The organism is Salsipaludibacter albus (genome assembly GCF_019798055.1).
Taxonomy (GTDB): Bacteria; Actinomycetota; Nitriliruptoria; order Nitriliruptorales; family Nitriliruptoraceae; genus Salsipaludibacter; species Salsipaludibacter albus.
Genome location: NZ_JAHOPH010000001.1, coordinates 21,259 through 33,661, shown reverse-complemented (window position 1 = coordinate 33,661; position 12,403 = coordinate 21,259). Strand labels below are relative to the sequence as shown.

The following is a 12,403-nucleotide window of genomic DNA, read 5'->3' as shown; positions in this document are numbered from 1 at the left end:
CCGCGCGTCCCTCAGGGGACGACGAGATCACGGCCGATCCCCGACAGGTCGGGGACACCGGCCAGGCGCATGACGTGGTCGAGCTCGTCCACCAGCAGGTCGAGCACGGCAGCGACACCGTCGGCACCGTCCACCGCCAGGCCCCAGAGCACCGGACGCCCCACGCCGACCGCCGTCGCGCCCAGCGCCAGCGCGACCAGGACGTCGACCCCGCGACGGATCCCGCCGTCGAGCAGCACGGGCACCTCGGCGCCGACCGCGGCGACCACGTCCTCGAGCGCATCGAGACTGGCGATGGCGCCGTCGAGCTGGCGGCCGCCATGGTTGGAGACCTGGACGGCGGCCGCCCCGGCGTCCACGGCCCGGCGGGCGTCGTCGCCCCGCAGGATGCCCTTCACGACCACCGGCAGGCCGTACCCCGCCAGCCAGGCGACGTCGTCGGGGCCGACCGGGCCGACGTGCCCGACCTCGTCGACCTGGTCGACCTCCAGGCCGGTGAGCGCGGCGAGGTTGACGGCCGCGGCGGCGGTGGGGAAGCCGGTGCGGCCGCGGCGCAACGCGGCCTCGCGGCGACCCCGGGTCGCCAGGTCGGCCGTCAGGACGAGCGCCTCCGCCCCGGCCTCGACGGCCGCCGCCACGAGCGGCTCCCGATGGCGGTGCTCGCGGGGGAGGTACAGCTGGAACCACCACGGGCCGGCCGCGGAGGCCACGTCGCCGAGCGGCCGGCTCGACGACGTCGACACCGTCATCGTGGCGTCCGCGCGACGTGCACCCCGGGCCGTGGCGACCTCGCCGTCGGCATGCAGCAGTCCGTGTCGGGCCGTCGGGGCGACGAACACCGGGTGCACCCAGTTCCGTCCCAGCACCGTTCTGGAGGTGTCCGGGTCGGCGTCGCCGGCCAGCACGTGCGGGCGGACGCGGCGGCGGGCGAAGGCCGCCTCGTTGTCGGCCAGGGTGCGACCGTCCATCGCGGGCTCCGCCACGTAGTCGCGGGCCTGCTCATCCATGCGGTCGAGGGCCTCGACCGCCCAGTCCTGCAGGCTCACACGCACGTCGTGCCTCCCGTCGCTCGTTTCAGAGTGTGCAGGGCCGGCCGCTCGCTCGCAGGGCACTGGCCGACCGGCCCGGCGACGACCGTCCGGGTCGGGAATGCCCTGCCACTGGCCGCGCGTTGCGCCGGGCACTTGCGCCACTTCTTGTCCATGCTTTTGCCGAGATGCTCCTGATGTCACCGAATTCCGCTCCACCCTCCCCGACCGCCACGTCGCGACCGACCCGCCCGATGCCCGGTCGGGTCGAGTTCGTCGCGATGATGTCCCTGCTGATGGGCCTGATCGCCATCGGCATCGACCTGATGCTGCCCGGCATGGCCGACATCGCCGCCGATCTCGGGGTCGCCGACTCGACCGGGGTCGCCGGGATCGTCACCACCTACTTCCTGGGACTTGCCGTCGGGCAGCTCCTGTGGGGTCCGCTCGCCGATCGCTACGGCCGCAAGGTCGCACTGAACCTCGGCCTGTTCGTGATCGTGGCCGGTGCCCTTGCCTCGGCCGTCGCGCCCAGCCTGCCCGTGCTGCTCGCGACCCGGTTCGCGTGGGGCTTCGGCGCGTCGGCTGCTCGTTCCACCACGCTCACCGTGGTTCGGGACCGCTACCGCGGGGACCGCATGGCCTCGGTGATGTCGCTGATCATGAGCGTGTTCATCCTCGTGCCGGTCGTGGCGCCCACCATCGGCGCCGGGGCGCTGGCCGTGACCTCGTGGCGTGGCCTGTTCGTCGCCATCGCCGTGGCCGCACTCGTCGAACTGGTGTGGTTGCGTCGTCTGCCCGAGACCTTGACCCCGGAGCGGGTCCGCTCGCTCGCGCCGCGCCAGGTCGTCGGGTCGATGAGCCTCGTGTTCGCCAACCGGGTGACCATCGGCTACCTCCTGGCACTCACCGCGCTGACGTCGGCGTTCACCGCCTGGATCTCGCTGGCCGAGCCCGTGATCATCGGCATCTACGACATGGAGACGGCCTTCCCGTTCCTGTTCGGGGCACTCGCCCTGAGCATGGCGGTGGCGTCACTGGGCAATGCCCGCGTGGTGGAGCGGGTGGGTGCGCGTCGCCTGGTCCGGCTCGTGCTGGCGCTCTACTGCGGCGTCACGCTGGTCCTGGTGGCGGTCGCCGTCGCCAGTGGAGGTGTCCCGCCGCTGTGGGTCCTGGTGGTCGGCATGGCGAGCATCCTGATGTGCCACGCCTTCCTGCAGTCCAACGCCCAGTCGCTCGCGATGGACCCGATGGGCGAGGTCGCCGGGGTCGCCTCCGCGCTGATCGGTGCGATCTCGTTGGGCGTGGGCACCGTGCTGGGCACGGTGGTGCAACTGCTGTTCGACGACACCATCACCCCGATCGCGGTCGCGTTCGCGCTGTCGGGCTTCCTGGCCGCGCTGTTCGCCCGGTGGGCCGAGTCGACCCGGGACCCGGCCGACGGTGGCCCCGAGGCCGACGACGACCCCGGGCATGCTGACGACACGGTGGCGACCACCGACGACGTCGCCCCCGCCCCGCCCGTCGTCGCGGCCTCCACGCCGGCCCCGGCCACCGCGCCGTCGTCGACCGGCTGAGTCGTCGGGTCGGTCGGGCCGGGTCCGGACCGACTGCCGGGTCCGTGCACGTTCGTGCCGGGGGTGCTGGCTAGGGTGTCGCACATCATGACGACACCTGGCACCCCCGACCCTGCGCCGGAGCCCGTTCACGGGCGTCGTCCCGCGGCGATCTGGCTGGTCGTCGTCCTCGGCATGGTCCAGGGCCTGTTGCTCCTGCTGGTCGGCCTCGTCCTCGTGGTCCTCCGCGGTGACGTCGACCTGGAGGTGACGGGGACGGATGCCGAGACCGTCGCCGTGGGCCTGGGACTCGTCGCACTCCTCCTGGGCCTGGGCCAGATGCTCGCCGCGTTCTTCCTCGCCCGGGGCGGGCACGGTGCCCGGGCGCTCTTCGGTGGCGTTGCCGTCCTGCAGATCGGCGTCGGGGTCTACTCGACCGTCGCCCTGCGGGACTTCCAGGTCACCGCGATCGCCCAGTTGGTGGTGTCCGTGGGCATCCTGTGGCTGTTGTACGGGGCGGCGTCCACCGACCGGTTCTTCGCCACATGAGTGGGGACGGGAGCCTGAGCACGGTGCCGGTCGACGAGGTCGACAGCCGCGAGGGCATGGGCGAGCGGGACATGACCGGGGACGTGCCGCTGCTGGGTGTTCCCTGGGCGGACCTCTGGAGCCCCGACACGCTGCGAGGCCTGGTCCTGTTCGTCCTGGCGGTGGCGGTCCTGCTGTGGCCCGAGCGCAGTGACCAGGTCCTGGCCAGGCTCGCCGGGGTGGGCCTCGGGGTGATGGCGGTGACGCTGGCCGTCGACCTGGTGCGCCACCGGGACCGGCGGACCTTCCGGCGCATGCTCTCCCTGGGCGTGTCCCTCGGCCTCGCCTCCGGGCTGATCATCCATCCGAGCCAGTCGTTGTCGACCGCGGCCCAACTGGTGGGCGGGCTCCTGGTCGCCCTGGCCGTGCTGGACGTGGTGCTCGTGGGCACCAGGCGCCGGACGGGCTCCTGGTTCCTGGTCCGCGCCGGTGCCCTGCTGGTCGTCGGGGTGATCCTGCTCGTGTGGCCGGACGCGTCCGTGGTCGCGGTGCTGTCGATCGCCGCCTTCCTGACGGCCGCGGTCGGCCTCATCGAGGTGCTCACCCCGGCCTCGTCGATCGTGCGTGACGTCGGTGGCTCGGGGCGACCCGGGACACGGGCCCTGGCATGGATCAGCCAGCGGCCGGACCTGGCCGAGGACCGTGACGTCCTGATGGACAAGGTCTACTTCGAGGGTGAGCAGGCCCCGACCCGGTACGTGCGGTGGGTCGCGCTGATGACGTTCGCATCGATCATCGCCTCGATCGGCGTGGTCGTCGAGTCGACCGCGGTCGTGATCGGCGCGATGCTGATCGCGCCGTTGATGACGCCGCTGATGGGGCTGGCCATGGCGGTGCCGATGGGATGGCCCCGTCGACTCCGACGCAGTGGGGGCATCGCACTGTCGGGGATCGCCCTCGCGATCGGGATCGGCGCCCTCGTCGGGGGCGTGATCCCGCGGGCCGTCGACGTCACGAGCAACACCGAGATCCTCGCCCGGATCTCCCCGACCCTGGTGGACATGGGCATCGCCGTGGCGGCCGGGGCAGCAGGTGCCTACGCGCTGGCGCGGCGTGACGTCTCCGATTCGCTGCCCGGCGTGGCCGTGGCGATCGCCCTGGTGCCCCCGTTGACCGTCGTCGGGCTGTGCTGGCAGCAGGCCGCATGGTCCGCCGGCAACGGGGCGCTCCTGCTGTTCACCACCAACGGGCTGGCGATCGTGCTGGCCGGCGGGGCCGTGTTCGTCCTGGTCGGGGCGGCGCCGCTGGAGCGGGTGTCGGCGTCACAACACCGTGTCCGCACGGTGTTGACGGGCTTCGCCTCCGTCGGGATCCTGGTCGTGCTCCTGCTCGGCCTCAACGGCGCCGAGATCACCCAGCGCGAGGCGACCCGAGCACAACTCGACCAGGTGATGGCCGACTGGTCGTCCGAGCACGAGGACTACCGGGTCAACGAGGTGCGGGTGTCACCCGAGGACGGCACGATCACCATCGACCTGGCCGGGCCCGGTGAGCCACCCGGGCTGGACGCCCTGGCGAGCGACCTGCGAGCCGTCTCCAGCGACGCCCACGAGGTCCAGGTCACGTGGGTGCCGCTGGAGCGCATCGTCATCACGGACTGATCGTCGGTCACCGGCCGGGCCGAGGAGGCTCCGGCGGCGGCGCGGTCGCGTGGGTTCGACTAGGTCGTCTCGGCCGACACCAGCACGAGACCGTGCCCGGCGAGGTTGACGTCCTCGGTGTGGGCGACGTCGAGGTCCGAGGTCCACGCGACCAGTGCCGACGTGGTGACGTCGATCCCGCCGACCGAGGACAGTTCGAGGATGCCGCCCGGCGCCGTGACGGCGACCCAGCCGCCGCCGGACATCGCCGTGGCGTCGTAGCCGACGATGCCGTCGGGGGCGGCCGTGCGGTCCAGGCCGCCGCTGTGGGCGAGCAGGGCGTCGTTGCGCACGGTCAGGCCGCCGGGTGACACTTCCAGCACCGCCACGGCCTGCCCGCCGGCCGCCACGTGCACCTGTCCGGTGCCGGTGACGTCGAGCGATCCGGGGTGGGCACTGTCGGTCGCGGTCACGCCCGACGAGTACGCCACGACGCTGCCGTGACGCACGACGACACCCGGGCCCGCGTCGATGCTCACCAGGCCGGGCTGGTCCACGATCGGCAGGTCCACGTCACCGGTCGAGGAGACGCCGTCATCCGAGTCGGACCCGATGGTCGAGGCGGCGGCCGCCCCGGCGGCAGCGCCGGCACCTGCCGTCGCCGCGTCGGTCCCGGTGCTGCCCCAGGCGGGCTCCTCGGACGTCGCGGTCGTCTCGCTGCCACCCCAGTCGGAACCGGTGTCGCCTTGTCCCCACGACGGGGTCGTGTCCTGTTGTTGGTCACCCCAGCTCGACTGCTCCTGCTGGCCACCCCAGCCGGCATCCTGCTGGGTCGTGGTGTCCTGCGTGCCCCACGACGCCTGCTGGTCACCCGACTGGGACTGGGACTGGGCCTGCTGGCCACCGCCGTCCAGCGGGTCGGTCGACATGTTCCCGGACTGGTCCGCGACGTGCTCGGTCCACTGCTGGCCGTCCCAGTAGCGCTGGGCGTGGCGGCTGAGGGGGTCGGGGTGCCATCCGGCAGGAGGGTTGGCCATCGGTGCGTCCTTGAACGTGGGAGGTGCACGGTAGTTGGACGCTCGGGAGGTTGTCTCGTGCCCTGTCGACCACGCGGTCACCGATCGCGCAGCCCGCGCAGGTCGTCGTGGTTGCCCGGTGGGGGGTTCGGGCCGGGGACCGGGGCGGGACTGGTGACGTCGCGGCCGGTGCAGTCCCAGCAGAACCAGGCCACCCGGACGCCCGACGGTGCCCACTGCTCCCCGCGCCCTGCCTCGCGAAGGGTCGAGGTGTGGATGGCCTCGAGGTCGGTGCTGCCGCAGAGTCGGCAGGTGGGGGTCGTGTCCCGGTCGAAGACGGTGTCGCACCTCCTACAGGTGATCACGATCCGGTCGTCCCGGCGCGATCCGGACAGGTCGTCGTCCTCGCCGCACCGAGGGCACCTGACCAGCGGCACGGCCACCTCCTCCGGGATCGCGTCCGGTTCGGACCCTACCGACAGGCCGGTCGGGGTCGGCCGGGCACGCCGGGGTTTCGCACAGGGCGCGGCCTCCTACGATGACCGCATGTCGCCGCCACCCTCGCCACGTCCCGCGGAGCCCGGCCGTGCCTGACGTCGCGAGCCGCGTGGAGACCTGGGCGCTGCCCGACCCGCATGCCGACGGTCGTCTCGCCGACGCGCGTCGTCTCGTCGTGCGCACCGTGGTCGACACCTTCGACGACCGCGTCCCCGGGCTGGCGGCCGAGATGGCCTTCTACATCGTGCTGTCGCTGCCGCCCCTGCTGCTGGTGGTGCTCGGCTCGGTCGGATTCGTCGTCGAGGGTCGTCCGGAGGCCGACGTCGCTGCCCTGCAGGAGGCCATCACCGATGCGCTGGGCACCTTCCTCACCCCGGAGACGGTCGCGCAGGTGCTCGAGGGGCCGGTCGCCGCACTCCTGCGGGACGGACGCAGCGACATCGTCTCGCTGGGCATCGTGCTGACCCTGTGGTCGGCCTCGCGGTCCACCAACGTGGTGCTCCGCACGGTCGTCATCGCCTACGACGTCCCCGAACAACGCGCCGCGTGGCGACGACGTGGGCTCGCCTTGGCGATGACCCTGGCGGGGATCGCCACGGCCGTGGTCGTGCTGCCGCTGCTGGTGATCGGGCCCGACGTCGCCCGGGACCTGCTCACCCTCGTCGGGCTCGACCCGGGGCTGGCGAGGGTCTTCCCGGTGCTGTACTGGACGGGGGTCGCCCTGCTGGCGGTGTCCGCCCTGACCTGGCTCTACCACGTCGCGCCCGGCTTCACGACGCCGTGGCGACGCGACCTGCCGGGAGCCGTCCTGGCCTTCGTCGTGTGGGTCGGGTCGAGTGCCGCCGTGCGCGTGTACGTGGCCGAGTTCGCCGGGTTCACCGGGGGCGACTTCCGGGGCCTGGCCGCACCCCTGGTCCTGCTGGTGTGGGTCTACGCCAGCGGGATCGCCGTCCTCCTGGGCGCGGAGTTCAACGCCGAGATCGAGAAGCTGTGGCCGACCCCGGACGGGCCCTACGACCACACGGCCGACGATCGGCGCGGTGACCCTCCCTCGGCCGCGCCGGACACCGTGGACACCGGTTCTGCCGTCGACGCCTGAGGACTGCCATGGAGCCCGACCCGATGCGCCGACTGGACGCCCGGCTCGCCCGGGCCCAGCGTGACGCACGCGTGCCCTCGTTGGCGGCCGGGGTCGTCCTGGACGGCCACCTGGCGTGGGCCGGCGGCGCCGGCCACGTCGACGGTCGGCCGGGCGGGGCCGCGCCCGACGAGACCACTGCCTATCGCATCGGGTCGATCACCAAGACCTTCACCGCGGTGCTCGTCCTGCAGGAGCGCGACGCCGGTGGTCTGGACCTGGACGACCCGGTCGGTGACCACCTGGGGGACCTCGACGGGCACCCGGTCGGCGACCTGCGCCTGGCCGAGCTGCTGTGCCACGGCTCGGGGCTGCGTGCCGAGCCGGCTCCACCGTGGTGGGAGCGGGCTCCCGGGCGGTCGTGGGACGAGTTGCTCCCCGACCTGCTCGCGGCCGGTTCCTGCCCGGCGCCACGCGGGACCTTCCACTACTCCAACGTCGGGTACGCGGTGTTGGGACGGGTCCTGGCGACCCGGTCGGGTCGGTCGTGGGACGAGCTGTTGGCCGACCGCCTGCTGGCACCCCTGGGCATGGACCGCACCACCAGGATGCGGTCCGATCCGTCCGCCCGACCGCTGGCCGTGCACCCCCATCGCGAGGTGCTGTTGGAGGAGCCGGACGTCGACACCGGCGCCATGGCCCCCGCCGGCCAGTCCTGGTCGACCGTCGCGGACCTCGGTCGGTGGTGTGCGTTCCTCGCCGACCCGGACCCGGACGTGCTCGCCCCGGCGACGCTCGCCGAGATGGCCCGTCCCCGGACGGTCGCGCTGCTGGACCCGCCGCTCGCACACGGTCTCGGCCTGCAGGTGGTGCACCGGGACGGCCGGACCATGGTGGGCCACGGTGGTTCGATCCCCGGGTTCGTGGCCACGCTGTTCGTGGACCGCGACGACCACGCCGGCGTGGTCGTGCTCGGCAACGCGACCCACGGCTTCGACGGCGAGCTCGCGACCGACCTGGTGCGCCTGGCGCGATCCGTCGTCCCACGCACCGGACCGACGTGGACGGCGCAGTCCGACACGACACCGGTCGACGAGCTCGTCGGCGACCTCGTGGGCACCTGGTACTGGGGGCCCCGGCCGCTGACCGTGCGGGCGGAGGCCGGCGGGCGGCTGGTCGTCGACCTCGGCCAGGCCACCCGGGACACCGTCCTCGACCACGTGGCGGACGAGCGCTGGATCGGTCGTGGCGGCTACTGGGACGGGGAGCCGGCCCGGGTCGTGCGCGACGACGACGGTCGGGTCAGCCACCTCGACCTGGGATCGTTCGCCCTCACGCGGCACCCCTACGCACCTGCGGGTGCGGTGCCGGGCGGGCGGTCCGGCGACTGGGGCGACCCGGACAGGTGACGGCCCGTCCACGACGGCGCCCCCGGCAGGAATCGAACCTGCGCGCTCGGTTTAGGAAACCGACGCTCTGTCCACTGAGCTACGGGGGCCACGGCGTCGCCCGGGAGCGGGCGGCCGGTGTCCCGGGAATCGTAACGCCGGGCAGGACCGGGCAACGGTCGGCGACCCGCGTCGGAGCCGTACCGTGGGCCGTCCACCGACGGACCGGAGTGGTCGTGGTCACGCGCATCGCCAGCATCGACCTGCGTCGCGTCGACGTGCCGGCCGGCGTGGCAGCCGACGGGACGGGCGTGGACGAGGTGGCGGCCTTCGGCGAGACCTTCAACGGCTACGCCTGGGGTGGGGGACCGCACGTCCTGGGTCCGCGGGTGGAGTCGGTGCATGCCGCATGGCAGGACCACGGTGACCTGCCCGGGGACGTGGACCTGCTCCGTGCCTGCCTGTTCCACTGGACCCGTGCTCGCCGCCATCGCATCGACCCGCCCCTGACCGACCACGATCGGGCATGGACCGACGCCCTGCTGGAGGCGATCCGCGGCCTCGTGCCGGGCTGACCGTCGCGGCGGGTCGGTACGTCACGAACCGGTGTGCAACTGGTTGTGAGAATCGTTCCTGATCGGGCTCGATCACCGGAATTCGACCGAATCGGTCCTCCGGGGCGGGGGGCTCGAAGGGCTACGATGGCGCCCTGTCCCATCGCCGTCACAGGACGACGTCCCATGAGTCGTGACCACCAGCACGCGCCGCCGGTCAGCGCCGGCGGCCGGCACCGCCGTGCCCTGGTGTGGTCGCTCGCGCTGCTGCTGGCGTTCTTCGTCGTGGAGCTGGTGGCGGGCCTGCTGACCGGGTCACTGGCCCTGCTGTCGGACGCCGGCCACATGCTGACCGACGTGCTGGGACTGGGCATGGCCCTGGCGGCGATCCAGGTCGCGATGGGTGGGTCACGCAGCGACCAGCGGACCTTCGGGCTGTACCGACTGGAGATCCTCGCAGCGCTGGCCAACGCGGTCCTGCTGTTCGGCGTGGCGATCTGGGTGCTCGTCGAGGCGGTCAGCCGCCTGCTCGACCCGCCCGAGCTTTCCGGCGGCACCGTGCTCTGGGTGGCCCTCGGGGGGCTGGTGGTCAACCTGGTCGTGTTCCGACTGCTCCATGCCGGCAGTCGCGAGTCGCTCAACCTCGAGGGTGCCTACCTCGAGGTGCTGGCGGACCTGCTGGGATCGCTGGCCGCCGTGGTCACCGGACTCGTCCTGGTGTTCACCGACTTCACCCTCGTCGACCCGCTGTTCGGGATCGCGATCGGCCTGTTCGTGCTTCCCCGGACGTGGATGCTGGGTCGCAAGGCGCTCCGGGTCCTGGTCCAGGCAGCCCCCGAGCACGTGGACATGCCGGCGGTCACGCGCGACCTGGCCGGGATCGACGACGTGGTCGGCGTGCACGACCTGCACGTGTGGACCCTGACGTCGGGCATGGAGGTGGCCTCCGTGCACCTGTCGCTGGCCCACGTCGGGGCGTCCCACGACGTGCTGCACGACGCCCAGGACATCCTGCGGGACCGGCACGGCATCGGCCATGCCACCGTGCAACTGGACCCGCCGGACCACGCCGGCGATGCCTGCGACGACTGTCTCGCGCCGGCCTGACCCGTTCGCGGCCGACGGGTCCATCCCTGGCCGTCCGACCGGGTCAGGCGACGGCCGCCACCAGCATCGCCGCGAACTGGTCGGCGCCGGGTCGGTCGATGATGTGCACCCCGTCGGGGGTGAACCACTCGGCGTGTCCACTGCTGGTGCCGTACCAGTCCACGAGTGTGGCGTTGTCGTGGTTCGCGACACCGCTGGCCAGGGCCCTGTTGACCTGGTCCTGCCAGCGCAGGGGCACCCGGACGTTGACGAAGAGCACCCGGCGGTCCGGTCCGGTCACGTCCATCACCCGGTCCACGAACCCCTTCGGTAGGGGGCCGTTGCTGCCGGAGTGGATGACCACGGTGGGTGCCAGGTCACCTGCGTCCGCCCGTGCCGCCACCAGGTCGACCAGTTGGTCACTGGTCCGCCCGACGTCGGCGTCCACCACCGCACCGTCGATCGCGTCCTCGATCTCGGGGACGGCGCCGGCCATCACGCTGTCGCCGAAGGCCGACACCTGCTCCTCGGCGTCGTCCTCAGCACGTTCCTCGACCGGCGCGGCGCTGGGCGACGGCGCGCCGGCGGCCTCGGTCGGGTCGGGGCTCGCGTCGTCGGCCGTGGTGGCGCTGCGAGGCGTCGGGTCGTCGGGCGACAGGCTGGGCGCCGGGGCGGGGTCGTCGGTCGTCGGTCCGGGAGCGCGATCGTCCTGGGCGCTGGCCATCGCCAGTGCGGAGGCGTCCTCGGCGACGGGGTCCACCATGGGGACCACCAGCAGTCCGATCGCGGCCAGGGCGACCGTGGCGAACCCGCCCGCCACCACGGCGCGGCGCCGGCCGACCGGGACGCGTGGAGTGGCGTCGACCTGCGGATGGCGGCGGTGCACGCGGCGGAACCTGGTCTCGACCAGGCGGTGGCTGGCCTCGGCCAGGACGCCAGACAGGACGAGTTGCAGCGCCAGCAGCCGCCACCCGTCGAGTGCGACGTCGACCTGGGGCCGGGTGAAGACCATGACCGGCCAGTGCCACAGGTACAGCGCGTAGGACCGCGACCCCAGCCACTGCAGGGGGCGGGTCGACAGCGCCCGGGCGACCACGTTGTCGGGGTCCGCTGCGGCGACGACCAGCAACAACGACGCGATCGAGACCAGGAACAGCCCGCCGCGGTACAGGAACGAACCGAACTCGTCGACCTGCCAGAACGCCACGCCGAGCAGGCCGAGTGCGACCATGCCGACCCGGGTCAGTGCGACGCGGTGCAGGCCGGAGATCGGGCGCGAGGGGTGCCACAGCACGGCCCCCGCCGCTCCGAGCAGGAGACCTGCGGCGCGGGTGTCGGTGCCGAAGTAGATCCTGGACGGGTCGGCACCGGGCACGTACAGGACCAGGGTGATGAACAGCGAGACGAGGGCGCCGACGACGCTCAGCGCCAGCAGTCGCCGGCGACCGCCACTGCGCAACGCCACCAGGGCCATGATCGGCCACACGAGGTAGAACTGCTCTTCGACGGCCAGTGACCACAGGTGGCGCAGCGGCGACGGGCGCCCCATCGAGGCGAAGTAGGACTGCTCGCTGAGGACCAGGAACCAGTTGTAGACGTAGGACAGTGCCGATGGCAGCTCGCGGAAGAACCGCGCGATCTCCGCAGGGTGGAACAGCACCAGCACGAAGACGCCTGCCAGCAGGGCCCAGGCGGCGGGCAGCAGCCGTCGCGCACGGCGGATCCAGAACGAACGCAGCGAGATCCCTGCGTCACGGGCGAACTCGGCCAGCAGGAGCGACGTGATCAGGTAGCCGCTCAGGACGAAGAAGACCTCGACACCCAGGAAGCCGCCGGGCATCCAGGACACGCCGCCGTGGTAGAGCAGGACCGCGACCACCGCCAGTGCGCGGACACCGTCGAGCCCCGGCCGGTGACCGAACGAGGTCGGCTGTCGCGCCAGCAGGCGAGGGGTGGTGTCGGACACGGCGGGGCCAGCATGCGAGGATCGGAAGGGGCTCGGGGCGTCGGCCGGGGGCCCGCCGGACGTCG

The 12,403-nt window shown here is 72.8% G+C and carries 11 protein-coding genes and 1 tRNA gene; 7 read left to right on the top strand and 5 right to left on the bottom strand.

Going from position 1 to position 12,403, the window contains the following annotated elements; all coding sequences use genetic code 11:
• Positions 1 to 11: 11 nt before the first annotated feature.
• Positions 12 to 1,052 carry an alpha-hydroxy acid oxidase gene (locus tag KR546_RS00165; RefSeq protein ID WP_238442674.1) on the bottom strand — a complete coding sequence of 347 codons (1,041 nt, stop codon included), beginning with the start codon at positions 1,050 to 1,052 and terminating at the stop codon, positions 12 to 14.
• A gap of 230 nt (positions 1,053 to 1,282) precedes the next feature.
• On the opposite strand from KR546_RS00165, the gene KR546_RS00160 reads away from it, so the two are divergent.
• From KR546_RS00160 to KR546_RS00150, 3 genes are all read left to right on the top strand, one after another.
• Entirely contained in the window at positions 1,283 to 2,605 is a 1,323-nt protein-coding gene (locus KR546_RS00160; protein ID WP_238442673.1) for a multidrug effflux MFS transporter, read from the top strand.
• A gap of 87 nt (positions 2,606 to 2,692) precedes the next feature.
• A complete protein-coding gene (locus KR546_RS00155; RefSeq protein ID WP_238442672.1) occupies positions 2,693 to 3,133 on the top strand; it encodes a hypothetical protein in 441 nt (146 codons plus the stop codon).
• Positions 3,130 to 4,773 carry a DUF389 domain-containing protein gene (locus tag KR546_RS00150; RefSeq protein WP_238442671.1) on the top strand — a complete coding sequence of 548 codons (1,644 nt, stop codon included), beginning with the start codon at positions 3,130 to 3,132 and terminating at the stop codon, positions 4,771 to 4,773. The genes KR546_RS00155 and KR546_RS00150 overlap by 4 nt, the downstream gene beginning before the upstream one ends.
• Positions 4,774 to 4,832: 59 nt before the next feature.
• On the opposite strand, the gene KR546_RS00145 is transcribed toward KR546_RS00150, so the two are convergent.
• Both KR546_RS00145 and KR546_RS00140 read right to left on the bottom strand, forming a co-directional pair.
• Positions 4,833 to 5,789 (bottom strand): DUF2510 domain-containing protein, encoded by a 957-nt coding sequence (locus KR546_RS00145; RefSeq protein WP_238442670.1) that lies wholly within the window; start codon positions 5,787 to 5,789, stop codon positions 4,833 to 4,835.
• 77 nt (positions 5,790 to 5,866) lie between these two features.
• Complete coding sequence (locus KR546_RS00140) at positions 5,867 to 6,205, bottom strand: hypothetical protein (protein ID WP_238442669.1); 339 nt, start codon at positions 6,203 to 6,205, stop codon at positions 5,867 to 5,869.
• Positions 6,206 to 6,354: 149 nt separating this feature from the next.
• On the opposite strand from KR546_RS00140, the gene KR546_RS00135 reads away from it, so the two are divergent.
• Together KR546_RS00135 and KR546_RS00130 are read left to right on the top strand one after the other, a co-directional pair.
• The gene (locus tag KR546_RS00135) at positions 6,355 to 7,365 is read left to right on the top strand and encodes a YihY/virulence factor BrkB family protein (protein WP_238442668.1); all 1,011 of its coding nucleotides are present in this window, start codon (positions 6,355 to 6,357) and stop codon (positions 7,363 to 7,365) included.
• A gap of 8 nt (positions 7,366 to 7,373) precedes the next feature.
• Positions 7,374 to 8,753, top strand: a complete 1,380-nt coding sequence (locus KR546_RS00130) for a serine hydrolase domain-containing protein (RefSeq protein WP_238442667.1) — start codon at positions 7,374 to 7,376, stop codon at positions 8,751 to 8,753.
• Positions 8,754 to 8,770: 17 nt separating this feature from the next.
• Here the strand turns inward: KR546_RS00130 and KR546_RS00125 are convergent.
• Positions 8,771 to 8,842 (bottom strand) — tRNA-Arg (locus KR546_RS00125).
• Between the two features lie 126 nt (positions 8,843 to 8,968).
• Between KR546_RS00125 and KR546_RS00120 the strand changes: the two genes are divergently transcribed.
• The gene (locus KR546_RS00120; protein ID WP_238442666.1) at positions 8,969 to 9,307 is read left to right on the top strand and encodes a hypothetical protein; all 339 of its coding nucleotides are present in this window, start codon (positions 8,969 to 8,971) and stop codon (positions 9,305 to 9,307) included.
• Positions 9,308 to 9,472: 165 nt separating this feature from the next.
• Entirely contained in the window at positions 9,473 to 10,393 is a 921-nt protein-coding gene (locus tag KR546_RS00115; RefSeq protein ID WP_238442665.1) for a cation diffusion facilitator family transporter, read from the top strand.
• Positions 10,394 to 10,436: 43 nt separating this feature from the next.
• Here the strand turns inward: KR546_RS00115 and KR546_RS00110 are convergent, their stop codons facing one another.
• Complete coding sequence (locus KR546_RS00110) at positions 10,437 to 12,338, bottom strand: acyltransferase family protein (protein ID WP_238442664.1); 1,902 nt, start codon at positions 12,336 to 12,338, stop codon at positions 10,437 to 10,439.
• Between the last annotated feature and the right edge of the window lie 65 nt (positions 12,339 to 12,403).